Source organism: Lentzea flava (assembly GCF_014648475.1).
Lineage (GTDB): Bacteria > Actinomycetota > Actinomycetes > Mycobacteriales > Pseudonocardiaceae > Lentzea > Lentzea flava.
Genome location: NZ_BMRE01000044.1, coordinates 13,790 through 36,236, shown reverse-complemented (window position 1 = coordinate 36,236; position 22,447 = coordinate 13,790). Strand labels below are relative to the sequence as shown.

20 protein-coding genes are annotated in these 22,447 nt (G+C 69.9%); 6 read left to right on the top strand and 14 right to left on the bottom strand.

Features of this window, described 5'->3' with window-relative positions; genetic code table 11:
• Nucleotides 1-82 precede the first annotated feature (82 nt).
• From IEZ09_RS34810 to IEZ09_RS34770, 9 genes are all read right to left on the bottom strand, one after another.
• A complete protein-coding gene (locus tag IEZ09_RS34810; protein WP_189258068.1) occupies nucleotides 83-3,157 on the bottom strand; it encodes a S8 family peptidase in 3,075 nt (1,024 codons plus the stop codon).
• 164 nt (nucleotides 3,158-3,321) lie between these two features.
• On the bottom strand, nucleotides 3,322-3,684 hold the full coding sequence (locus IEZ09_RS34805; RefSeq protein ID WP_189258067.1) for an SCO6045 C-terminal-like domain-containing protein: 363 nt from the start codon (nucleotides 3,682-3,684) through the stop codon (nucleotides 3,322-3,324).
• 1 nt (nucleotide 3,685) lies between these two features.
• On the bottom strand, nucleotides 3,686-4,516 hold the full coding sequence (locus IEZ09_RS34800; RefSeq protein WP_189258066.1) for an MbnB/TglH/ChrH family RiPP precursor modification enzyme: 831 nt from the start codon (nucleotides 4,514-4,516) through the stop codon (nucleotides 3,686-3,688).
• The gene (locus IEZ09_RS34795) at nucleotides 4,516-5,307 is read right to left on the bottom strand and encodes a TIGR04222 domain-containing membrane protein (protein WP_229813236.1); all 792 of its coding nucleotides are present in this window, start codon (nucleotides 5,305-5,307) and stop codon (nucleotides 4,516-4,518) included. Before IEZ09_RS34795 ends, IEZ09_RS34800 begins: the two co-directional genes overlap by 1 nt.
• A 10-nt stretch (nucleotides 5,308-5,317) precedes the next feature.
• Entirely contained in the window at nucleotides 5,318-6,142 is an 825-nt protein-coding gene (locus IEZ09_RS34790; RefSeq protein ID WP_189258065.1) for a TIGR04222 domain-containing membrane protein, read from the bottom strand.
• A 90-nt stretch (nucleotides 6,143-6,232) separates the two neighbouring features.
• Nucleotides 6,233-7,126, bottom strand: a complete 894-nt coding sequence (locus tag IEZ09_RS34785; RefSeq protein WP_189258064.1) for a TIGR04222 domain-containing membrane protein — start codon at nucleotides 7,124-7,126, stop codon at nucleotides 6,233-6,235.
• A gap of 252 nt (nucleotides 7,127-7,378) precedes the next feature.
• Nucleotides 7,379-7,801, bottom strand: a complete 423-nt coding sequence (gene msrB / locus IEZ09_RS34780) for a peptide-methionine (R)-S-oxide reductase MsrB (protein ID WP_189258063.1) — start codon at nucleotides 7,799-7,801, stop codon at nucleotides 7,379-7,381.
• Between the two features lie 92 nt (nucleotides 7,802-7,893).
• Entirely contained in the window at nucleotides 7,894-8,184 is a 291-nt protein-coding gene (locus IEZ09_RS34775) for a hypothetical protein (protein ID WP_189258062.1), read from the bottom strand.
• A 23-nt stretch (nucleotides 8,185-8,207) separates the two neighbouring features.
• Nucleotides 8,208-9,173, bottom strand: a complete 966-nt coding sequence (locus IEZ09_RS34770; protein ID WP_189258061.1) for an asparaginase — start codon at nucleotides 9,171-9,173, stop codon at nucleotides 8,208-8,210.
• Between the two features lie 103 nt (nucleotides 9,174-9,276).
• Here IEZ09_RS34770 and IEZ09_RS34765 point away from each other — a divergent pair, with 103 nt between their 5' ends.
• Genes IEZ09_RS34765 through IEZ09_RS34755 form a run of 3 tightly spaced genes read left to right on the top strand, consistent with a single transcriptional unit; the run spans nucleotide 9,277 to nucleotide 14,519 of the window.
• On the top strand, nucleotides 9,277-9,924 hold the full coding sequence (locus tag IEZ09_RS34765; protein WP_189258060.1) for a GntR family transcriptional regulator: 648 nt from the start codon (nucleotides 9,277-9,279) through the stop codon (nucleotides 9,922-9,924).
• Nucleotides 9,925-9,934: 10 nt separating this feature from the next.
• Nucleotides 9,935-12,187, top strand: coding sequence for an XRE family transcriptional regulator (locus tag IEZ09_RS34760; protein WP_189258059.1), 2,253 nt, complete (start codon nucleotides 9,935-9,937; stop codon nucleotides 12,185-12,187).
• 4 nt (nucleotides 12,188-12,191) lie between these two features.
• A complete protein-coding gene (locus IEZ09_RS34755) occupies nucleotides 12,192-14,519 on the top strand; it encodes an ATP-binding protein (RefSeq protein WP_189258058.1) in 2,328 nt (775 codons plus the stop codon).
• Here IEZ09_RS34755 and IEZ09_RS34750 read toward each other — a convergent pair.
• Nucleotides 14,511-14,891: an SsgA family sporulation/cell division regulator gene (locus IEZ09_RS34750; protein WP_189258057.1), complete on the bottom strand. Its 381-nt coding sequence runs from the start codon at nucleotides 14,889-14,891 to the stop codon at nucleotides 14,511-14,513. The two genes, IEZ09_RS34755 and IEZ09_RS34750, sit on opposite strands and share 9 nt — an antisense overlap.
• A gap of 187 nt (nucleotides 14,892-15,078) precedes the next feature.
• Here IEZ09_RS34750 and IEZ09_RS34745 point away from each other — a divergent pair, with 187 nt between their 5' ends.
• Entirely contained in the window at nucleotides 15,079-17,148 is a 2,070-nt protein-coding gene (locus IEZ09_RS34745) for a helix-turn-helix transcriptional regulator (protein ID WP_189258056.1), read from the top strand.
• Here IEZ09_RS34745 and IEZ09_RS34740 read toward each other — a convergent pair.
• From IEZ09_RS34740 to IEZ09_RS34725, 4 genes are read right to left on the bottom strand one after another with little or no spacing between them, the layout of a single operon-like run.
• Nucleotides 17,145-17,705, bottom strand: coding sequence for a helix-turn-helix transcriptional regulator (locus tag IEZ09_RS34740; protein ID WP_189258055.1), 561 nt, complete (start codon nucleotides 17,703-17,705; stop codon nucleotides 17,145-17,147). The two genes, IEZ09_RS34745 and IEZ09_RS34740, sit on opposite strands and share 4 nt — an antisense overlap.
• Nucleotides 17,706-17,724: 19 nt before the next feature.
• Nucleotides 17,725-18,450 carry a MaoC/PaaZ C-terminal domain-containing protein gene (locus IEZ09_RS34735; protein ID WP_189258054.1) on the bottom strand — a complete coding sequence of 242 codons (726 nt, stop codon included), beginning with the start codon at nucleotides 18,448-18,450 and terminating at the stop codon, nucleotides 17,725-17,727.
• Between the two features lie 15 nt (nucleotides 18,451-18,465).
• Nucleotides 18,466-19,635 (bottom strand): acyl-CoA dehydrogenase family protein, encoded by a 1,170-nt coding sequence (locus IEZ09_RS34730; RefSeq protein WP_189258053.1) that lies wholly within the window; start codon nucleotides 19,633-19,635, stop codon nucleotides 18,466-18,468.
• A 10-nt stretch (nucleotides 19,636-19,645) separates the two neighbouring features.
• A complete protein-coding gene (locus tag IEZ09_RS34725; RefSeq protein ID WP_189258052.1) occupies nucleotides 19,646-20,791 on the bottom strand; it encodes an acyl-CoA dehydrogenase family protein in 1,146 nt (381 codons plus the stop codon).
• 40 nt (nucleotides 20,792-20,831) lie between these two features.
• Here IEZ09_RS34725 and IEZ09_RS34720 point away from each other — a divergent pair, with 40 nt between their 5' ends.
• Both IEZ09_RS34720 and ligD read left to right on the top strand, forming a co-directional pair.
• Nucleotides 20,832-21,431 (top strand): TetR/AcrR family transcriptional regulator, encoded by a 600-nt coding sequence (locus IEZ09_RS34720; protein ID WP_189258051.1) that lies wholly within the window; start codon nucleotides 20,832-20,834, stop codon nucleotides 21,429-21,431.
• Nucleotides 21,432-21,440: 9 nt separating this feature from the next.
• The gene (gene ligD, locus IEZ09_RS34715; protein WP_189258050.1) at nucleotides 21,441-22,442 is read left to right on the top strand and encodes a non-homologous end-joining DNA ligase; all 1,002 of its coding nucleotides are present in this window, start codon (nucleotides 21,441-21,443) and stop codon (nucleotides 22,440-22,442) included.
• Nucleotides 22,443-22,447 lie beyond the last annotated feature (5 nt).

The following is a 22,447-nucleotide window of genomic DNA, read 5'->3' as shown; positions in this document are numbered from 1 at the left end:
ACGGGGTGTGCGCAGAGCTGAACGGCCGAATCGGAGGGTGATCTCGGCCGCCCGGCACACACCGGGCGGCCGAGAACCGGAACTAGCTCACCTTGTAGGCGTGGATCACCGTCACCTCAACGGTGTTGCCCTTGGTGTCCTTCGCCGTGGCCTTCAACGAGGTCCACTTGGCGTCCTTCGGGTGGTAGATCAACGCGCTGTTGCCGACCACACCCGCGTTGCGCCACGACTTGCCGTCGTCGTGCGAGTACTGGACGCCGGTGATCCGCACCCTGCCCGTGTCACCCTGGGACTGGGTGACCAGTCCGACGCGCTGCAACGAGCCTGCGGGCACCGCGCCGTTGTCGTCGAGCTTCGGCGTGAACCGCACCACCGAGAGCGGAAGCGTGTCGACCACGCCCGGCGTGCCCTTGGACCTGAACGTCCACGCCGCGGACACCTTGGTGCTGAAGTCGAACTTCGAGCTCCGGTCGAGGCTCGCCTCTGCGCGGAAGTCGGCCTCCGGCAGCGGCACGTTCGCGAAGTTGCCGCCGTCGGTCTCGCCGAGCAGCACACCGTTGCGGTACAGGGCCAGCCGGTAACTGTCCACAGTGGAACCGCCGCGGCCGTTGCTCGCGTCGCTCAGCATCGGCACGCCGATGAACATCTGCGTGCCGTTGCGCTGGGCGTACGGGTACGGGGACTCGGGCAGCGCCGGTGAGAACACCGGCTGGTGGTCCCGCTCCTGGTAGGTCTTGCCCGCCTCGTACGTGCGGTAGCCGGACATGGCGTCCTCGCGGGCGCCGTTCGCGTGGTCGATGCTCACGATCGACTGCCAGCGCAGCTCCTCGGTCGTCACGTAGTCGACCGCCTTGCTGCCCGCCGGCACCGGGTAGAGCGCCGAACCGCCGCCCACGCCGTGCACCGACATCGGCAGCTCGCCCTTGAGGGCCCTGCTGTCCGGCTTGAGACCGCCAATGGTGGCCTCGACGCGGGCCAGGTCCCTCTTGCCCGGCGCGCGCGTCAGGCCGTTCGGCAGGCTGCCGCCGAGCGGGTAGGACAGCCGGTAGTAAGTGTTGGCGTCGGCCGCGGAGTTCGCGTGCAGCGTCGTGAGGGACGCCAGCTCCTTCGGTGAGAGCGGCCCGCCGACCTGTCCCGCGGCGATGCGGTCGAAGCCGCCGAACGAGATCAGCCCGGCCTGCACGATCGTCTGGCCGTGCGTGCGCTTCCAGGACACCTCACCGATCACGAAGTCACCGGTGGGTTCCGGTGCCGTCACCGACAGCGGCTGCGCCAGGCGGGAGTCCATCTTGATCGTCAGGTCGCCGGTCAGCTTCACCGTCGGCTGCAGCAGCATGTCCAGGCCGTTCGGCGAGCTGATCGACGAGTCGATCACGTAGGTGCCCTTGGGCATGCGGACCTTCTGGTCACCGCCGCCGAAGATCGCCTTGAACGCCCTGACGTCCAGGCCGTCGACGAACGTCAGCGCGTCCGCCGGGTCCTGCCCGTCGCGGCCGATCATGTCGATCGTGAGGGTGTAGCTCTCCACCTCGCGGTCGATGCCGACGAGCGTGCGGACCGTGTGCGTGCCGGACGTGGCGACGACCTCGCCGGTGTACGCGGCGTCCTGGGTGCCGACCCTGGCGTCGCCGGTGACCTTGACGGCCGCGGTGCCCTTCGCGGGAACGGTGACCTTCGAGGCGCTCAGCGAGAACATGCCCTGCGGCGCACCGCTGGTGAGCTTCACGTCGAGCGTGATGTCCGCGTCGGTCGGGTTGCTGTAGGTGATCGACTTGGTCTCGGGCTTGTCGTCACCGTGCGGCCACTCGTGCCGGCCGAGGTTCACCGCGACGACGTCGGCCGTCAGCACCTGGTTGATCGCCTTGGCCACGTCGATGCGGCCCGCGCCCTGGTCGAACGCGCTCACGCCAGGAGTCGGCTTGGCCGTGGTGGCGAGCACCGACTTGAGCTGTGCCGGGGTCCACTCCGGGTGCTGCTGCTTCAGCAGCGCCGCGGCACCGGCCACGTGCGGCGTCGCCATGGACGTGCCGCTCGCCGCCAGGTGCTCGGTGGTGCCGGCCTTCGCGGCGACGATGTCGACGCCCGGCGCGGTCACCTCGGGCTTGAGCCCGCTGTCCCCGGCGCGAGGACCCTTGCTGGAGAACGGGGCGAGCTGGTCGTCGCGGTCCACGGCACCCACCGAGAGCGCGGCCTCGGCCGTGCTGGGGGAGCTGACCGAGCCCGGCGAACCCGAGTTGCCCGCCGCGATGACGAACAACGTGCCGTACTTCGCGGTCAGGTCGTTGACCGCCTGCTCCAGCGGGTCGATCTCCGGCGTGTCGCCGCCGCCGAGGCTCATGTTGACGACCTGGGCGCCCTGCTCGGCGGCCCAGCGCATGCCGTCGAGGATCCAGGACTCCTGGCAGCCGAACTCGACGCAGACCTTCGCGTCGAGCAGCTGGGCGCCCGGTGCGACGCCGCCGTACTTCGACCCGGCGCTCGCGACGGTCGAGCCGACGTGCGTGCCGTGGCCGACGTTGTCGGTGTTGTCCGGGTCGGTCGTGAAGTTCTTCTCCGCGATCTGCTGACCCTTGAGGTCCGGGTGGTTCTCGTCCACACCGGTGTCGACGATCGCGACCTTGACGCCCTTGCCGGTGATGCCGCGCTGGTGGGCGGCCGGCGCGCCGATCTGGGCGACGCTGCGGTCGAGGCTCGGCTTGCGGATGCCGTCGAGCCAGATCTTGTCACCCGAGTCGGCCTCGGCCTTCAGAGCGGCCCAGTCGTTCGCCGACCGCGCCCCGAGTCTCGCTCGGCCGTCCACGATCAACGGCATCCGGTCCCGGTAACCGAACTCCAGCAACGTGGTGACGTCGAAGAGTCTGCGGTCGAGCCGGCCCGCCGCCAGGGGCCCGAACGCGTCCTTGGGGACGACCATCGTGTGGCCGTCGGCACCGCGGTGGGTCTTGAAGGTCATCCCCTTGCGACCTTCACCCGGCTGAATCGCGACGACCTGCTGTCCTTGCCCCAGAAGGACCTTGTCGCCGGTGACCAGCGTGATCTCGTCGATCGACGGTGGTGGATTGGTGTGCTGCGGTGCGGCCGCCGCAGCGGTGGCCGTTCCCGCGGTCAGTGCGAGCGCCGCGAAGGCGGCACCCAGCACTTTCGGATTTCCGCGCATTCGAATCCCCTCGTGGTTCGAAATGCTGCGCGCTGTGGTCCGCGCAGGCCGGAAGGCCTTCCACGGCAAATGAAAATGGCCCCCCGACCCTTTCGAACGTATCGACGGTGGCCGGGGTCACACAGGGCTGAACGGGCGATTCTCGACGGCGTTCTGTTCGCCCGTCAGTTCGACTGCCAGAACTTCCAGCGCGCCTTGCGTTTCGCTGACAGTTCGCCCCTGGCCCGGCACCATTCGGCGAACGCCGCCGCGTCCTCGCGTGCGCGTGAGCCCGCGCGACGGGGGTTGTCCAGGGCATATGCGTCGAAGAGCGGCCGGAACCGGTCGCCGAGCTCGTCGGCGACGGCGGGTCCGAGCATCCGCACGACGCCGCGGCGTTTCGACAGCAACGCGCGGCGTTCGACGTCGAGTCGTTGTTCGTCGAATCCCGCCGGAGCCGGTCCGTTCGCGAGCAATGCATTTAGCAGCTCGGCCTGTGCGGCGGCAAGCCTTTCGCGTGCGGCCGAAGGGTCATTACCGCCCGTCATTTCAGCCACGGTGTTTGTCCACGACGGCGCGGATCGCGGCCAGCTCGGACGCGATTTCGGTGTCGGACGGGTAGTTGTCGTCGCGTTCCAGCAGAACGCCGGGTGGTGTCACGCGCGAGCACAGTTCGTCGAGCACCCCGAGCACCTCCGGCAGCACCGCGTGGGCGTGGGTGTCGTGGTAGACGTCGCCGTGGTCGACGCCTCCGGCCACGTGCACGTAAGCCAGGCGCTCCAACGGGATCTCGTCGAGGAACCGCCCAGGATCCGTGCCGATGTTGCGGGCGTTCGCGTAGAGGTTCGCGACGTCGACGAGCAGCCAGCAGTCCGTGCGCTCGACGAGCTCGGCGAGGAACTGGCCCTCGGAGAGCTCGCCGTCCGGCCACTCCAGCAGCGCGGCGACGTTCTCCAGCGCGAGCGGGACGGGCAGGTTCTCCTGTGCCAGCTTGACGTTCGCGACGAGCACGTCGAGCGCGTCCTTCGTGCGCGGCACCGGCATCAGGTGGCCGGAGTCGAGGCCGCCCGCGCGGACGAAGCACACGTGGTCGCTCACCATGGGCGCACCGACGGCCTCGGCGATCTTGCCCAGGTGCTCGACGCGGCTGAGGTCGACCGGGTCCGCGCCGCCCAGCGAGAGCGAGACGGCGTGGGGGAGCACCGGGATGCCGCGCTCCAGCAGCAGCGTCACCGACTCAGGCAGGTGTCCCCTGTGGACGTTGCTGTGGAGGTTCTCGGCGACGACCTCGACGAAGTCCACGCCGGGCAGCCGTTCCACGGTCAGGTCGATCTCCGAGCGCCAGCCGATGCCGACGCCCAGGTCCGTGATGCCCGCCATCAGTCGCCTCCTCCGCCACCGCCGCAGCCTCCGCCGCCGCAGCTGCTGCCACCCGACGAGCAGCTGCTGCCGCTGCTGCTCGAAGAACAACTACTGCTACCACATCCGCTGCCGCAGCTGCTGCAACTCGATCCGCAGCCACCGCCACCGTCCGAAGAGGACTTGCGCTTGCGGTTCTGCTTGAGCGGCAGCATCTTGACGATGCTCTGGGACAGCTCGAAGAGATCTCCGACGGCCCGGCCGTTCACCTTGCCACAGAAACCGTAGAGCGCCACCGCGTGCACCCGGTCGGTCGCCACCACGTGCCGCAGAGCTTCCCTGCCCGCCTGCGTGACGGCCTTGCGCCCGCGCTGCCACACGAAGAACAGCAGGGCGATCGGCACGCCGAGGAAGAACACCGGTGTCGAGAAGCCGAGCAGGACCAGCACGATCGCGATCACGAGCGGGAACCACCACCCCTCGTGACGGCGGCGGGGCTGCTGCATCAGCTTCTGGTCGAGCAGGTGCTGGTGCAGCCTCTTCATCTCCGTGCTGTACGCGGTGGACTGCACGACCTGGTCGAACCGGACGCCGGTCCGCGCGTAGCTCAGCGTGCGCCTCTCGAGCTCCGTCATTGCGCCGTGGTTGTTCAGGTGCACAGCCGAAACGAGGCCCTCGCGCGACACCCGTACCAGGCCCGCGTCGATCAGCCGGGCCAGCGCGGTCTCCGCGGCACGGCCAGGGCCCGCCGTGAGGTAGCCGATCTCCTCGGCGGAGAGCCTCGTCCCCTGTGATGTCACCGGTGTGACCATGATTTCCCCCTCAACTGCTGGAACTGCTGCAGCTGCTGCTACTGCTGCTGCAACTCGAACTGCTGCAGCTACTGGAAGAACTGCTGCAACTGCTGCTGCTGTTGCAGCTGTTGCTCGAACAACTACTGCTGGAGCAGCTGCTGCTGGAACAGGAGGACGAACCGCAGCCGTGGTCGTAGCTGCTGCTGCAACCACTGCCGCACCCGCCACCGTCCGAACGCGACTTCCTCCTGCCGTGGTGGTGGCGCATCGGGGCGATGCCCATCCCGGCACGCAGCCCGTGCAACGCCACGGCGTCCACCCGGCCCCGCGGGTTCCTCCGCGCGTGTCCGAGGACGCCCCTGCCGATCGGCGTGAGCATCTTCTTGTCGCGCATCAGGAACGCCACGAACCATGCGACGATCGTGACGGCCAGCAGGTTCCGGTCCGCGAACAACCCGGCCGCGAGGAACGCGATGCCGAGCAGCACCAGCAGGACCCGGAGCGCCACCACACCGCCGCGCGCCCTGCCCCACTGGCGGCGGACCACCGCCCTGTCGACCAGGCTGCGGCGCAGCGCGCCCATTTCGTGGCTGTTGGCCGTCGGCCCCACCACCAGACCGACCGGGCGGCCCACCCCGCCCAGCCCGGCGAGGATGTGCGCCTCCAGCGGTGTCGTCGCGCCGTAACCGTTCTGGTGGACGGCGGTCACGAGTCCCTCCCGGGAGAACCGCACGAGACCGCCGTCCATCAGCCGGGCCAGTGCGACCTCCGCCGCCCTGCCCGGTCCCCCTGCCAGGAACCCGATCTCCTCCGCGGTCCAGCTCGCCTGGTGCGGTGTCGAAGACTTGGCCATCAGCACTCCCATCACTGGTGCCAGTGCATCTTCGACGTGAGATCTACCCCCGGGTTCCTGGTGTTACCTGATTCAGACCGGACAGCGGAATCAGCCGCCTCCTCCGCAGCCCCCACCGCAGCCGCCGCCCCCGCCGCAGCTGCTTCCACTCGAACACGAGGAAGAGCCCGCCGAACACCCGCCGTAGCCGGAACCGGTGTAGCCCCCGGAACTTCCGGCGGACGAGGCGAGCAACGAGCTGCGCACCGTCAGATCCGGGTACACCGCCAGGCCACCGAAGAGAACCAGCCCGGCCGCGCCCGCGTACAGCGCCTCGTCCGACGTGGCCGCCCTGCGGCTGCTCGTGGTGCGGGCCTCGTCGAGCACGCGGTTCCCCTTGGACGTGCGGACGTGCTTGCCGCGCCGCGTGAGGAGGAACAGGAGCACACCGGTGATGAGGAGCTGCAACGTCAGCCAGCCGACGGGCGCGCCGATCGCGAGGCCGTTGATCCAGCGCACGACACCGATCGCGAGCAGCACCCACAGAGCGATGGACCCCTTGCGCAGCGCGCTTTTCGCGACGTCCGGGTTGACGACCAGGCCCATCTCCTCGAGCCTGCGGCCGATCGCGAGGACCACGCTGTCGGAGGAGACGGCGGGGATCATCAGCTTGACGGTGCGGTTGGTGTAGCGCTGGCTGTCGCTGATGACGGCGCGGTCCACCGGGTTCACCGAACTCGTGGTGGTCGTGACCTGAACGGTGCCACGCCGTGAAGTGCGAAGCTCACCCGAAGTGAGCAACCGCGCGATGGACGTCTCGACCACGCGCCTCGGACCGCCCGCGAGATAGGCGAGCTCGTCCATGTCCAGGGAGCGCACGGGCTGGGTGCCGTGACCCGCCCGCACGCGAACCCGGACGATGATCGCGACCAGCACCGCCAGTGCCAGCCCGATCCAGTACAGCTGAAGGAACTCCGGTCCGGACAATCCCCAAGGCCTCTGCATGCGACCCACCCCCTGACTGCCCCGAAAGTGCTTCGGTGGCGTCCATGGTGTGGTCCGGGCCACATGCCCGCAATGCTTGTTGACGAAGCCTTAGGGTTGTCCGCTTTCTGTCAATCAGCGGTGGTTGTGGCCGGCTCTCAGCTGGACGAGCCGCCGTCGACTCCGCTGGAGCCTTCGCCGTCGGTACCGAAGAAGATCATTGCGCCTCCCAGGTCGGTCCGGTCCCGTCCGACCGGACTGGGACTCAGTCTCCTATTCGGACGGAACGAGTTTCAAGGAGACGGAGTTGATGCAGTACCGCTGGTCCGTCGGCGTGGGATACCCCTCACCTTCGAAAACATGCCCGAGGTGGCTGTGGCATGTGGCGCAGAGCACTTCGACGCGGGTCATGCCGAGCGTGCGGTCCTCACGCAGGATGACCGCGTCTCCCGCCAGCGGCGAGAAGAACGACGGCCAGCCGCAGTGCGAGTCGAACTTGGTGTCACTGCGGAACAGCTCAGCTCCGCACGCGCGGCACTCGTAGACGCCCTTGGTCTTGGTCTCGGTGTACTCGCCGGTCCACGGACGCTCGGTGCCTGCCTGGCGCAGCACCGCGTACTCGGCGGGGTTCAGCTGGGCGCGCCATTCCTCTTCGGAACGCACGACTTTGGGGGTGGCGCCGACAACAGGTTCCATGTCCCTTTATAACGCGGGCACCCGTGCGGGGCTTCCCGGCGAACGCTCCGCGCGCCCCGCCGTAAGGCGTGGGTAAGAAGTTCTCGTTCGGCTCAGAAGATGATGCTGAGGATGTCGCCGAGCGCGAACCAGATCGTCAGGACGACGCCGAGCAGGATCAGCCCGACGACGATGACGGCCACCAGCCGCTGGTGGCCCGTCGTGCGGTTCGCGGAGTCGGCGAAGTCCTGGACGCCCTCGAGGTAGCCCTCGACGGTGTAGCCGGGGCGCTCACGCTTCATCCGGTCGAGGTGCTCGGCGAACGCCTGCGTCTCCGGGTCCTGCGGGTCGAGGCCGATCAGCTCCTCCTGGAGCCTCTCGCGCTCGTCCTTCGAATCGCCCATAACGCTCAGGGTAGTGCCAGACCTCAACTCGCCAGTGCCAGCGAGGGCTTGACGGCACCGACCGCGCGTCCGTGACCCAGGACCGGAACCGTGGCGAGGTCCTCGACCTTGCTCACGTCCACGCCGAGGCGCCTGAGCACCGCGACGATGACGACCGCACGGGCGCGCGACGAGCCGTCCGCGATCTTCAGCGCGACACCCTCGCCACTGGGCAGACCGACGGCGTAGACGCCCTCGGCGCCGTCCTTCGCGATGACGCCGGGCAGGGCGTCCATCAGAACCGTGACGTCACGACCGGTGCCGCCGACCCACTGCGGGTGGGCGTTCATCGCGGCGGCGACGCGATGCTCCAGCGTGCCCTCGGGGGCGGAGGCCAAGCGGCCGAACGCGCGCGCCAGGCCCGTGAGGCTGATGGCGAAGATCGGGGCGCCGCAGCCGTCGACGCCGACCTGGGCGACGGGCTCGCCGGCCACGTCCTCGATCGTCTCGCGCGTGGCGACCTGCAGCGGATGGGTCGGGTCCAGGTAGTTGTCCGTGGACCAGCCGTTGACGACGCAGGTGGCGAGCATGGCGGCGTGCTTGCCCGAGCAGTTCATGTACTTCGGGGCGGCGGACAGGCCGCGGGCGAGGTGCCGGGCGCGGGCCTCCTCGCCGAGCGGCAGGTCGGGCGTGCACTGCAACGCGTCCTCACCGAGACCGGCGGAGGCGAGGATCCGCAGCGCCCCCTCGACGTGGAAGTCCTCGCCCGAGTGCGACGCGCAGGCCAGGGCGAGCAGCTCGCCGTCGAGGTCCAGGCCCCGAGAAATGCCACAGCGGAGCATCGCGAGCGCCTGGAGCGGCTTGTTGGACGAACGAGGGAACGCGACGTCGTCAGGCCGGCCGACGGACAGGACGGCGGTGCCGGACGCGTCGGTCGCGACGACGGTGCCGTGGTGCACCGACTCCAGGAAGTCGCCCCGCCAGACCTCTGCCACAACCTCGTGTCCCATGTCGTCCCTCCCACACGCCGCAGAAACTGCCAACTGTCGACAGTTGACAACTCGGTTAGTGTAACCAGGAGACGGCGGTTGCCGTCCAGAGCAGGAGACGAACGTGACACCTCCGCTGCACCTCAGTCTGGCCGGACAGGCCGTGGACGTCTTGCGCGAGCAGGTGCTGACTGGGGAAATCCCTCCAGGCTCGCGGGTCAACGAGGTCGAGGTGGCCCAGAAGCTCGGCATCAGCCGCGGGCCGCTGCGCGAGGCGATCCGGCACCTGGCGTCCGAGGGCCTGCTGACGCTCGTGCCGCACCGGGGCGCGTTCGTGCCCGACGCCGATGCCGACGAGGTCAGAGCGTTGTTCGAGCTGCGCACGGCGCTGGAGTGCGCGGCGGCGGAACTGGCGGCGTCGCGCCGCACCGACGTCGACCTGGTGCGGTTGCAGGAGGTGTGCGCGGAGAGCCGCCGCAACTACCGGGCGGGGCAGCCGTTCCCGTACCGGCTCGATCTCGCGTTCCACCAGACGCTGATCGACGCGGCCCGCAGCCCGCGCATCGCCGAACAGGTCCGGCTCGTCCAGCAACGGGTGGTGCTCCTGCGCAGCGCCCTGGACGACGACCCGCCGCACCAGCACGCGTCGATGGACGATCACGACGAACTCGTCAAAGCCGTCGCGGACGGTGATGCGGCCGCGGCGTCGACCGTGATGCGGCGGCACCTCTCCCGCGTGTGTGCGCAGATGCTGACGAGCCTGAACCACTAACTTCGGTGGCATGACGTTCGGCGCCCGGCTCCTGCACCACCGCAAGGCCGCGGGACTCAGCCAGGAGGAGCTCAGCGAGCGCTCCGGGGTCAGTGTCCGCGCGATCAGCGACATGGAACGCGGCCGGGCCCGTTCGCCGCAACGCCGCACGACAGAGGCCCTGCTCGACGCGCTCGACCTCGACGAACCCGCCCGCGAGGAGCTGCGCAGGCTCGCCAGGACGGGCCGGGTCGCGCTGCCGGGACCCGTGTGGTCGCTGCCGATGTACGTGGCGGACCTCGTCGGGCGGGACGCGGAACTCGACGCGATCGGCGCGAAGGACAGCGGGCTCGTCGTGGTGCACGGCGCGGCGGGGACGGGCAAGACGAGCCTCGCCGTGAGGGCCGCCCATCTGCTGGAAGCACGGTTTCCGGACGGACAGCTGCTCATCGAGCTGGAGGGCTCCACACCGCCGTTGCAGCGGTTGCTCAAGGACCTCGGCGTCGCCGCCGAACACCTGCCGGAGGACGCGGCGGGCCAGGTGCGGCTCTACCGGTCGTTGCTCGCGGGCAGGCGCTTGCTGCTCGTGCTCGACGGCGCGAGCACGGAGGAGGAGGTCCGCACGCTCGCGGCCGACCTGCCGGGCTGCCTCACGATCGTGACGTCCCGGCGGCGGCTCGCCGGACTCGCGGGTGCCACCTGGATCCGGCTCGGCGGGCTCACCGAGGAGGCGGCCGTCGAGCTGCTCGCGTCGATCATCGGTCCCCAGCGCGTCCAAGCCGACCCGCGGACCGCGCGGGAGCTCGTGCGGCTGTGCGGGATGTCCCCGTTGGCACTGCGGATCGTGGGCAACCGGCTCGCCAGCCGCCCGCGCTGGCCGCTCGGGCACCTCGTCGAGCAGATCGAGGAACGGCGTCTGGCCGCGCTCACCGCGGGCGACCTGGAGGTGCGCGGTGCGTTCGAGGTGTCGCTCGCCCACCTGCCGGACACCGCGAAGCTCGTGTTCCGCCGGCTGGGCCTGCTCATCGGCACCCACGTCACCCCGGACCTCGCCGCCGAACTGGCCGGGATCGGCGTCGCGGAGGCGGAGCAGGCGCTGGAGGACCTCACCGACGTCAGCCTGCTCGACGCCGACGACCTCGGGTACTCGATCCACGGCCTCGTGCGCACGTTCGCCAACGGCCTGATCGACGCCACTGACGACGACGCGCACCGCAAGATGCTGGTCTGGCTGCTGGAAACCACCGTCACTGCGGGAGTCCTCTTCGGACAGACGGGTGACGCACGGCGCGTGAGTCCGCGTGGCCGCACGGACATGCCCACGGCGAGACGCTGGCTGGACGAGCACCGCGACCTGTTGCCCGAGATCATCGAGCAGGCGCAGAACAGGGGCCTGCACGACGACGTCGCGCGCGCGGCGATCGCGGTGTCGCACTACGCCGCCATCGAACCCGGCCCGGTGTGGGAAGGCGTCTACCGCGCCGCCCTCGCGTCGACGTGTCAGCCGTGGCAGGAGATCGTCGTGCTCAGCCAGCTCGGCTGGGTGCTGTTCGACGTGGTCGACCGGCCCGCGGACGCGCTGGAGGTGCTGACCCGCGCGGCCCGGATCGCCGAGTCGTCGGGGGAGACCGGGCACATCGGCTGGGTCTGGCTCATCGCGTCGGCCGCGCACAGCGGGCTCGGCGACCTCGAAGAGGCCGAACGCGTGTGCCGCAAGGCGATCGAGTGGATGCGCGAGCCCGTGGACGTGCTCTACGCGCGGTCCGTGCTCGGCGTGCTGTGGCAACGGATGAACCGCCCGGACGACGCGGTGACCGTGCACGAAGAAGTGGCGAACGAATTGCGCGCCTTCGCCTGCAGCACCTACGAGCTTTCCGCGCTCGGTCGCACGCTTTGGTGGCTCGGCCTCGCCCTGATCCAGGCGCACAGACCGGACGACGCCGTCGTGGCGTTGACCGAGGCCGAGAACGTATACGAGCGCGCACAGATGACGTCGTGGCGTGCGCGCGCACTGTGGCATCGCGCCGAAGCCCACCGTGCCGCGGGACGGCTCGCCGAGTCCGATGAGGACTTCGCCAGAGCACTCGACGGCTTCCGCGCGTCCGGCGACGGCGTGCGAGAGATCGAGACGTTGCGCGCGCTCGCGGACAACGCCAAGTCACGAGGCGATGACAGCGCGTATCAACGCCATCTGCGAGACTCGCTGGCGGCGTGCGAGCGATGGGACACCGACGCGACGCGCAAGATCGCCGCCGACGTGCGGGAGAGCCTGTCCAGAGGGTGAGGGAATGCGGGCGACCACCTTCAGCGAGTTCCTGCGCTTCTACCGGCGCCGGGCCGCGCTGACCCAGGAGGATCTCGCCGCCCGCACCGGCCTGAGCGTGCGCACGCTGAGCGATCTGGAACGCGGCCGCGTGCAGACCCCGCAGGCGCAGACCGTCGAGCTGCTGGTCACCGGGCTCTGCCTCGACGACGCCGAGGCAGGCGAGTTCGTCGCGCTCGCCCGGTCGTCCGAAACAGCCCAGTCCGGCTCCGAAAGGACGGACTGCGCGCCGCCACCGGCCAAGGAGCTGACCGGTCGCGCAGCCGAGCAACAAGAGCTCGCGGAGTGCATCGGCCGTGCGGTGTCGTCGTCAGCGCTGGACGTCGTCGTCCTGCACGGACCACCAGGTGTCGGCAAGACCTCTCTCGCGGTCGACGCGGCTCACCGGTTCGCGGGCACGTTCACCGACGGCTGCCTCTACCTCGACCTGCGCGGCATGGACACCACCCCGCTCACGCCGGAACGGGCGGCGGAAAGGGTGTTGCGCGCGTTCGGTGTGCCGGACGCGCGGATGCCGTCCGACGCCGACGACCGCTTCCGCCTGTACCGGTCGATGCTGCGCGAACGGACCGTGCTGCTCGTGCTCGACAACGCCGCGAACGAGGCGCAGGTGCGGCCGCTGCTCGCCGCCGGACCCGGTTCGTTGGTGCTCGTGACCAGCCGCAACGTGCTGGCGGGCCTGGACTGCCGCTCCCGCCTCGACCTCGGTCCGCTGAGCCACGACGGAGCCGTCGCGCTGCTCGCCGCCTCCGCCGGTGCCGACCGCGTCAGCGCGGATCCCCGGTCCGCCGGCCTGATCGCGACGCTGTGCGGGGGAGTGCCGCTCGCGCTCGCCATCGCGGGTCACCGGCTGACCGGCCGCACCGCGTGGTCGTTGCGCCGTCTCGCCGAGCAGCTCTCCGACGAACGAGAACGCCTCGACGTGCTCGCGACCGGTGACGTGCAGGTGCGCACCGCGTTCGAGATGTCGTACCGGCAGCTCGCCCCGGAAACCGCGCTGATCTTCCGCAGGCTCGCGCTGGTGCACGGCCCGGACACCTCCGTCGCGCTCGCCGCCGTCGCCGCCGGGATCCCTGACGCCGACGCGGAGACGTTGCTGGAGGAACTCGTCGACGCGAGCCTCCTCCGGCCGGACGTTCCCGGCCGGTACTCGTGCCACGACCTGATCCGCGACTACGCGCGCGAACGCTTGCACAGCGAGGAATCCGACCTCGACACCCACCGGCTGCGCACGCGCGATTGGCTGCTGACGTCCGCGATGAAGGCCGCGTCGTCGTTCCGCCCCGACGACGAGGGCGCGTCCGACCTGGCGAGTGCGGACCGCTGGCTGTCCGACGAGATGGCGAACTGGCGCGGTGCTCTCCGCGAGGCCATCGCCGACGGCGCGCACGAGCAGGTGCTGGCGTTGGCCCAGTCGATGCACTGGTATTCCGACCATCGCGGCGCTGATGAGCTGTGGCTGGAGGTCTACTCGGCGGGCGTGGAGGCCGCACGGGCACTCGGCAGGCCGGAGGAGGAGGCGCAGCAGCTCAACTTCGTGTGCTGGGTCTACACCGTGCGCGTGACGAACCTGCAAAAGGCCATGGAGACGCACGAAGAGGCTCTGCGTGTTGCCGAAAAATGCGGCTCGCTGCTGGAGACGGCATGGGCGCACTACTACCGCGCGCCCATCGAGTCGCGCAGCGGCAACCACGCGGCGGGCGTGATCCACGCGCGGCGCGCCGCCGAGCTGTTCCGCGAAGCGGGGATGCCGTACGGGATGGTGTTCGCGCTGTCGTTCGCGGGGGTGCTGCTGCAACGGCTGGGCCGTTTCACCGAGGCCATCGAGACGCACCGGGCGTGCATCGCAGAGGCGTGCGCGGTGAGCGGCACCCGGCGCGGTGTGGCCGACGAGAACACCGCCCAGTTGCTGTTGCGGCTCGCGGACTGCCTGACCGCTGCCGGGCAGCACGAGGAGGCGCTGGCCGTGGTGGACGAGGCCGAGGCACTCGTCGAGGCGGCCGTGTCCGGCGTGCGGGCACTCGTGCGGCACACGCGAGGCATCGCGCTGAGCAACGCCGGGAGGCTCGCCGAAGCCCGTGAGCAGCTGGCCGCCGCCGTCGACGGGATGGCGGACCCCGAGACCAAGGTGTCGCTGCTGATCGCTCTCGCCGACGTCTGCGACCGGATGAACGACCACGACACGGCGACCCGGCACCGGGTGCGCGCGCTCGCGGAGTCGGAGGGCTACGAGTCACCCGGCATGACCAGGTTGCAGCACGAGCTGACGACGGCTCTGCGCCTGTCAGCGTAGAACCGTGTCGAGGAACGCGTCGGCGTCGAACCGCTCGGCGCCGCGCGGCACGAGCCGGTAGCTGGCGTCGAGGAACTTCCGCAGCGTGCTCGCGGACAGCCGGAACACCGTGACGTGCCGGTCGGAGATCAGCTCCAGCAGCAGCTTGCGCCCGGCCGGCCGCACCCGCACGTCGCCGATGCCCGCGGTCCCGGTCATGCCCTCGGCGAGCAGGTCCCTGCTCATGATCCAGGTCGCGACCGCGCCACCGGCGTGGAACCTCATCGTCACCGCGAACGGGTCGTCCGCCTGGTAGAGCAGCTCGGTCTCCACTCCAGCAGTGCTGCCATCCGGCCGGACGAAGTCGAAAACGGTGCGTGACGCGACCCGCATCGGGACTCCCTGAGGTGTTCGTCTGTGTTCGACAGTTCTCACGCAAACGACACCGAATTGGTTCACGGCGGCTTGTTGCCATTACCAATTCCCCGCGTGCGGGCCCTGTGCGAACGGGCAGACCTGCCGGACTTCTGCCGGTTTTTCTGCATGGTCCTTCCCGGCACCTGCCGTTTTCCTGGAAGGCATGGTTGCACCGCTCCGCCCTGGCCTCGTCGACACCGTCGTGCGGCAGGCGGGCGGCGTGCTCGTCGGGCGTGAGCGGGAGATCGCCGCCTTGACAGACGCGCTCGGCGGTGGTGCGCGGGCGTTGGTCGTGCACGGCTCGACCGGGATGGGCAAGAGCGCGTTGCTGTCCGTCGCGTCGTCGATCGCGGTGCGCAGCGGGCTGCGGCCGGTGCGCGGGGTGCGGGCGTTGTCGGGGGTCGACCGGCACACGGTGCTCGTGGTGGACGACGTCGAGCGGCTCTGCGCCGAGGAGGCCGAGCGGCTGGCGCGGTTCCGGGGCGCGGTGGTGCTCGCGGGCGACTTCGATCCCGAGAGCCTGGACCTCGTCGCGGACGCCGTGCGGGTGCCGTTGCGGCCCGTCGACGCCGATGCCGTGGCGGAGATGATCCGGCGCCGGTTCGACGTCGAGGCCTCGCCGGAGCAGACGGCGTTGTGTCTCGACCACTGCGGAGGCGCGCCGGGCGTGCTGAGCGACGTCCTGGACCTCGTCGGGCCCGGTGGGCTGTCGGCGGCGTCGTTGCGCGGGCTGAGGGTGCCGCGGCTGCTGCGGGCGGTGCGGCGGTACTGGCAGGTGCTGGACGCCGAGGCGGTGGCGGTGGCCCAGGCCCTCGCGGTGCTCGGGAGTGCGCCGCTGGACCTGGTGTGCGAGGTCGCCGGAATGGGGTCCTGCGACACTCTCGCCGCTTTCGAACGTCTCACCGACGCGCGGCTGGCGGTGAATGAGCCGATGCGAATTCATTCGCCGGCTTTGAGCCATGCGATCCGGCACGAGATGGCACCGGAATCGCGCGAACGATTGCACCGCGCGGCCGCGGGAGTGATGCACCGGCGGTCCGATCCGGCGACCGCGGTGGCCGAGCACGTCGTGGCGTGCGCGGGACCCGTCGGGGAGCACTGGGTCGCACCGGTGTTGCGCACGGCCGCCCGGTTGCACGGGGCGGCTGGGCGGCCGGAGAACGCGGCCGCGTGCCTGCGGGCGGCTCTGCGGGAGCCGATGAGCGAGCGGGTTCTGGCCCAGGTGGCGATCGGGCTGGCGGATCTTCACCTGCGGTGCGGGGTGCCACCTCGGGCGGACGAGCTCTCCCGGTGCTGGCAGCGGCTTTCCACCGCGGGCAACCCGGACGGCGCGCTGGACCGGCTGGCCGCCGTGGTGCTGGACTGGCAGTGCGACGAGGATGTCCTCGGCGTGCCGGCTGGTGACGAGGGACCGCCGGTGCCGTTCCGCGCCGTCGCCATGGCGATGAGCCCGTTGAGCGAGCGCGAGGTCGTCGGCGATGCCGCGGTGGTTCCCGCGTTGCGCGCGTTCTGGTCGGGGCGAGGCGCCGAGGAGGTGCTCGGCGACCTGCCGGAGTTCGCGCTGCCGTCGGTCGTGCTCGCCGGGCTCGGGCTTCTGCGCGGTGCTTCCGAACGCGTCGTGCTCGACTTCGCGCTGCGAGACCAGCTCGTTGGCGCGGAGACCGACTGGGTGGTGGCGCTGGAGATGTGGGCGCACCGGGCGAACGGCGACCACGCCGAGGTGTCCCGGCTCATGCACGACCTGGCCGGACGCGTCTCTGCATCGCGAGGCTGTGCGGCACTGGCGGCAGCGGCCTTCGTCGCGTCCTGTGTGGACACCGGAAGGTCCTGCGAGGCGCGGGAGATGCTGGTGCGGCTCGGTTACACCGGTTCGTTGTCACCGGCGTGGGTGTGCACGTTGTTGTTGCGCCAGCGGGCGCGCATGCACCTCGCTCTCGGTGCGCCGCGGGCCGCGCTGGCCGACGCCGAACGGGCGGGGGCCGCCGACGTCGCGAGTCTGGCGCGGGCCGCGCTGATGGAGCGGCCCGCGCCGGTACGTGGTGGCGCGTGGGGGAAGCTCACCCCGCACGAGGCGCGCATCGTGGAGCTGGCCCTCGACGGGGAGACGAACCGGGAGATCGCCGTGCGGTTCAACGTCACCCAGCGCACGGTCGAGCTGCACCTCACCCGCGTCTACCGCAAGGTCGGCATCAGCAGGCGGGTGCAGCTGTCCTCCGTCTTCGGCACCGCCTAGAGCAGACCCGACCGGATGGCCCACGCCACGGCGTGCACCCGGTTGCGCAGCCCGAACCGGTCCAGCAGCTGGTGCAGCGCGTACTTCACGGTCCGCTCCGAGCAGAACAGCCGGGCGGCGACCTCCGCGATCGTCGCGCCGCAGGCCAGCAGCCGCAGCAGCTGCAGATCGCGGTCGGTGAGCACCGGCGAGCGTTCCTGCACCGGCTGCCCGCCGACGAGGAGCCTGATCAGGCGTTCGGCGTTGACGTCCGCGCGCCGCAGGGGAACGGCCAGCCCCGCCTGCGCTGCGATCGACGGTGTGAGGTCGTGCACCCGTGCCGCGATCACGACGATCCTGGACGATCCGGTGGCCCGCAGCCGCGCCGCCTGTTGCGCGCACAGCTCGTTGACGACGGCGAGCAAGACGTGCGCGTCCGAGCGGTCCTGCACCACGCGCACGCGCGGGGAGCTCTTCAGCAGGTGCGTCACGCCGGCCGCGCTGATCAGGTCTCGGGACTCCACCGCAACGCGCACCGGTTCGATTCCGGAGTCCACGGTCGCCAGGGCACTACTCATGGTGCGATCGTGCGCACTTTCAGCGGCTGTCCACTTCGGAAAACCGAACCGATCCGATGAGTACCTGCCGACCGCCCGCCGACGTGCGGAACTCGCCGGTCTCCCAGTGCTCGATCCGCAGCTCGTCTCCTGGGAACACCGGCGCGGTGAACCTGGCGTGCAGTTCGGTGAAATTTCTACCGCGCACGGTGATTCCGAGCGTGCAGAGGCCGTGCAGGATCGGCCGCGGGAACCCCGCCCTGCGCGCGAACTCCGGGTCGTGGTGCATCGGGTTCACGTCACCGGTCTCGCAGTACCGCAGGGCCTGGTCCTCCGACGTCTGGAAGAAGCTGACCTCGGGCTCGGTGTCCGGGAGGTCGAACCCGCGTGTCTCGCCGCGTTCGCCGCCGAAGCCGCCTTCGCCTTTGAGGAAACACGACGAGCGCGTCGAGGCGTATTCGGACTCCCACGTGCTGACGACGAGCGCTCCCGAACCCTTGTCGTGGATGGCGGTCACGGTCTTGGTGACGATCATCGAGCCGTGCGCGGGGAGTGTCCGGTGCAGCCACAGCGACTGCTCGGCGTGCAGGACCTGGGTCATGTCGGCGCCGGTCAGGCCGAGCTGCGGGCCGCCGTGCTGCAGCAACGGGATGGCGAACGCGGGGGAGTAGCGGCCGCCCGTCGCGGCCGCGTACACCTCGGCGTCGTCGGCCGACCAGGTGCGGACCTGTCGTTCGACGACGCCGAGGATGCCGTGGTTGAGCACTTCCCCAAGATAGAACTAACCGAGCGTGCCCCGGACGTTCGCGTGGCCCTTGAGCAGATTGCGCGCGATCGTGCGGCGCTGGATCTCGTCCGTGCCCTCGTAGATCCGCAGCAGCCGCAGCTCGCGGTACCAGCGCTCGATCGGCAGCTCGCGGGTGTAGCCCATGCCGCCGTGGATCTGCAGGACGCGGTCGACGATCTCGTTGGCCTTGATGCCGCCGTAGAGCTTCGCGATCGACTGCGCCTGCCGTGAGTCCTGCTTCTGGTCGACGAGCCACGCGGCGTGCAGCACGAGCCAGCGCAACGCCTCGATCTCGACCGCGGAGTCCGCGATCATCCACTGGATCGCCTGGTACTCGGCGATGGGCTGGCCGAACGTGACGCGGTTCTTGGCCTGCTCGATCGCCATCTCGACCAGCCGCTCGACGCTGCCGAGCGCACGGGCGGGCAGCAGGTAGCGGCCCTGGCCGATCCACTGCATCGCGAGGTGGAAGCCCTTGCCCTCCTCGCCGAGGATGTTCTCGTGCGGCACGCGGACGTTGTCGAACACGAGCGCCGCCGGACCCCACTGGCCCATCGTCGGGATGGGCTCGGACTTCCAGCCCATGTCGCGGTCGACGAGGAAGCACGTGACGCCGCCGTCGGCGCCCTTCTCCTTGTCCGTCACGGCGAACACCATCACGAAGTCGGCCTCGTTGCCCTGCGTGATGAAGGTCTTCTCGCCGTTGATGACCCACTCGTCGCCATCCCTCACGGCGGACGTGCGGATGGCCTTGGCGTCACTGCCGGCGCCGGGTTCGGTGATCGCGAAGCACGACACGCGTTCGCCGGAGATCGTCGGCAGCAGGTAGCGCTGCTTCTGCTCCTCGTTGCCGTGGAACAGGATGTTGTCCGCGTAGCCGCCGAACCGGAACGGGACGAAGCTGCGGCCGAGCTCCGCCTCGATGAGCGCGGTCATCATCGCGCCGAGGCCCATGCCGCCGTACTCCTGCGGCGTGAGGACGCCGAAGAACCCGGCCTGCTTGGCCTTGTTCTGCAACGCCTTCAGCTCGTCCTTGGGCAGGCCCGGCTGGCCGGCGCGTTCGCGGCGCAGCACCTCAGGCTCCAGCGGGATGATCTCCTTGCGCACGAAGGTCCGCACCCAGTCGCGGATCTCCTTCTGCTCTTCGTCGAGCGTGAAGTCCATGTCACTTCCTTTACTGGAACGCGTTGATGCCCGTCAGCGCGCGACCGATGAGCAGTTTCTGGATCTGGCTGGTGCCCTCGTAGAGGGTGGTGACGCGGGCGTCCCGGAGGTACTTGCCCACCGGGTACTCGTCGATGTAGCCGTAGCCGCCGAAGACCTGGATGGCGTTGTTGGCGACTCGCACGGCGGCTTCGCTGGCGTAGAGCTTGGCCATGGACGCTTCGGTGCTGAACGGCTGGTTCTTGTCGGCGAGGTCGGCTACTCGCCACGTGAGAAGCCTCGCGGCGTCGGTTTCCACGGCCATGTCCGCGAGGAGTTCCTGCACGAGCTGGAAGCCAGCGATGGGCTTGCCGAACTGCTCGCGTTCCTTGGCGTACTTCAGCGCTGCCTCGAAGGCTCCTCTGGCCGCGCCGACGCAGCCCGCCGCGACGGACATGCGGCCCTTGTCGAGGGCGCCCATCGCGAGCTTGAAGCCTTCCTCGCTGAGCAGGGCGTCGTGGGGGACCTCGACGTCCTCGAGGGTGATCTCGGCGGTGGCCTGGCCGCGCATGCCGAGCTTGCCCTTGATCTCGGTGGCGGTGAAGCCGTTCGTCTCCGTTGGTACGAGGAAAGCGCTGATGCCCTTGGGGCCCGGTCCACCGGTGCGCGCGAAGACCAGCGCGACGTCCGCCCACGTGCCGCTGGTGATGAAGACCTTGCGGCCGTTGAGCACCCAGCCGTTGTCGGTTCTCACGGCCTTGGTGGTGAGACTGCCCGCGTCGCTTCCGGTGCCGGGTTCGGTGAGCGCGAAACAGCCCAGCTTGGTGCCCGCGGTCAGGTCCGGCAGCCAGCGTTGCTTCTGCTCTTCCGTGCCGTGCTTCGCGATCGACTTCGCGACCAGCCCGAGCGACACCGAGATGATGCCCCTGACGGCGCTGTCGCCGCGCGCGACCTCTTCGAGCACGAGGCAGTAGGCGAGGTTGTCGCCGCCCGATCCGCCGTACTTCTCGTCGATGCCGAGCCCGAGGAACCCGACCTCGCCGAGCGCGGGGACCAGCTCCCTGTCGATCGCCTCCTCGCGGTCCCAGCGTGCCGCGTTGGGGACGACGCGCTCGTCGGTGAAGCGCTGCGCCAGCTCCCTGAGCTGCCGGTGTTCGTCCGAAAGCGTCAAGTCCACGGGCCCTCCCGATTAACCGAACAGTGTTAGGTTAACCCACATGCCCCGGCCGAGCACCCCTCTGCTGAGCCCCGATCGCATCAGGTCGGTGGCTCTGGCCATCATCGACCGCGACGGCCTCGACGGCCTTTCGATGCGCAAGCTGGCCGCTGAGCTGGGCGTTCAGGCCGCTTCGCTGTACGGGCACGTGCGCACCAAAGATCAGCTCCTCAACGACGTCGCCTCGTCGATCCTGTCGTCCGTCGACGTCTCGGGCTTCGACGTCGACTGGCGGGAAGGCCTGCTCCGGTGCGCGCGCTCGTACCGTGAGGCGCTCTCGTCGCACCCGAACATCGTCCCGTTCCTCGCCTACGGCCCGGCACGGCGCGACGAGTCGTTGAAGCGGCTCGACGTGGTGCACGGTTCGCTGGTCGACGCCGGCTGGTCGCGCCGCGAGGCCACGATGATCGCCGCGGGCCTGATGTACATCGTGTTCGGCTCGGCCCTGTCGTCGTTCTCCAGCGGCTTCTCCTCCGACCCCGCCGACTACTCCGGCCGCTACCCGCACCTCGACCGCGCCCACCTGCTGCCGGGTGTCGCCCGCGAGCTGGACCGCGACAGCTTCGAGCTGGCGCTCGCGGCGTTCGTGCGCGGCCTCTAGTGTCTTGACGTGGCTTCCAAGGCGATCGAGCTAGAGGTCGGTGACCAACTCGTGCGGGTGTCCAACCCGGACAAGCCGTACTTCCCCGCGCGGGGCATCACCAAGGGCCAGGTGGTCGAGTACTACCGGACCGTCGCGCCCGTGCTGCTGTCCGTGCTGCGCGACCGCCCGGTGGTGTTGAAGCGCTACGTCGACGGCGTCGAGGGTGAGGCGTTCTACCAGAAGCGCGTGCCCAAGGGAGCGCCTCCGTACGTCGAGTCCGTGCAGGTCCGCTTCCCGTCCGGCCGGCCGGCCGACGAGATCTGCCCGACCTCCGAGGCCGTGATCGTGTGGGCGGCCAATCTCGGCACGTTCGACTTCCACCCGTGGCCTGTTCGCCGTGCTGACGTGGATCATCCCGACGAGCTGCGGATCGACCTGGACCCCCAGCCGGGTACGGATTTCCGTGACGCCGCTCGGGTCGCCGCGGTGCTGCGCGAGGTGCTGGCCGACGCCGGTCTCGTCGGTTATCCGAAGACTTCCGGCGGCCGTGGCATCCATGTGGCCGTGCGGATCCGGCCTTCGTGGGACTTCATCGACGTGCGGCACGCGGTGATCGCGTTGGCTCGTGAGGTGGAGAAGCGGGCGCCGTCTTTGGCCACTTTGGCCTGGTGGAAGGAAGAGCGCGGGGAGCGCGTTTTCATCGACTTCAACCAGGCTGCCCGTGACCGCACGATCGCGTCCGCCTGGTCGGTGCGGGGGACTCCGCGGGCGACGGTTTCGACTCCCGTGACGTGGGATGAACTGTCCACTGTGGACCCTGATGACTTCGACGTGCTGACCGTGCCGAAGTACCTGGAGGAGCGCGGGAATCCACACGCGGACCTGGACTCGGAGGCGTTCGGGATCGAGACGCTGCTGGAGTGGTACGCCGCTGATCCGCGCGGCGAGATGCCGTATCCGCCGGACTACCCGAAGATGCCGGGCGAGCCGATGCGGGTGCAGCCGTCGCGGGCTCGCAAACAGGAGTAACGGTC

Bases quoted from the DNA above. Each gene is read 5' to 3' on its own strand.
- IEZ09_RS34810 (WP_189258068.1), bottom strand. From the start codon at position 3,157: ATGCGCGGAAATCCGAAAGTGCTGGGTGCCGCCTTCGCGGCGCTCGCA.
- IEZ09_RS34805 (WP_189258067.1), bottom strand. From the start codon at position 3,684: ATGACGGGCGGTAATGACCCTTCGGCCGCACGCGAAAGGCTTGCCGCC.
- IEZ09_RS34800 (WP_189258066.1), bottom strand. From the start codon at position 4,516: ATGGCGGGCATCACGGACCTGGGCGTCGGCATCGGCTGGCGCTCGGAG.
- IEZ09_RS34795 (WP_229813236.1), bottom strand. From the start codon at position 5,307: ATGGTCACACCGGTGACATCACAGGGGACGAGGCTCTCCGCCGAGGAG.
- IEZ09_RS34790 (WP_189258065.1), bottom strand. From the start codon at position 6,142: ATGGCCAAGTCTTCGACACCGCACCAGGCGAGCTGGACCGCGGAGGAG.
- IEZ09_RS34785 (WP_189258064.1), bottom strand. From the start codon at position 7,126: ATGCAGAGGCCTTGGGGATTGTCCGGACCGGAGTTCCTTCAGCTGTAC.
- msrB (WP_189258063.1), bottom strand. From the start codon at position 7,801: ATGGAACCTGTTGTCGGCGCCACCCCCAAAGTCGTGCGTTCCGAAGAG.
- IEZ09_RS34775 (WP_189258062.1), bottom strand. From the start codon at position 8,184: ATGGGCGATTCGAAGGACGAGCGCGAGAGGCTCCAGGAGGAGCTGATC.
- IEZ09_RS34770 (WP_189258061.1), bottom strand. From the start codon at position 9,173: ATGGGACACGAGGTTGTGGCAGAGGTCTGGCGGGGCGACTTCCTGGAG.
- IEZ09_RS34760 (WP_189258059.1), top strand. From the start codon at position 9,935: ATGACGTTCGGCGCCCGGCTCCTGCACCACCGCAAGGCCGCGGGACTC.
- IEZ09_RS34755 (WP_189258058.1), top strand. From the start codon at position 12,192: ATGCGGGCGACCACCTTCAGCGAGTTCCTGCGCTTCTACCGGCGCCGG.
- IEZ09_RS34750 (WP_189258057.1), bottom strand. From the start codon at position 14,891: ATGCGGGTCGCGTCACGCACCGTTTTCGACTTCGTCCGGCCGGATGGC.
- IEZ09_RS34745 (WP_189258056.1), top strand. From the start codon at position 15,079: ATGGTTGCACCGCTCCGCCCTGGCCTCGTCGACACCGTCGTGCGGCAG.
- IEZ09_RS34740 (WP_189258055.1), bottom strand. From the start codon at position 17,705: ATGAGTAGTGCCCTGGCGACCGTGGACTCCGGAATCGAACCGGTGCGC.
- IEZ09_RS34730 (WP_189258053.1), bottom strand. From the start codon at position 19,635: ATGGACTTCACGCTCGACGAAGAGCAGAAGGAGATCCGCGACTGGGTG.
- IEZ09_RS34720 (WP_189258051.1), top strand. From the start codon at position 20,832: ATGCCCCGGCCGAGCACCCCTCTGCTGAGCCCCGATCGCATCAGGTCG.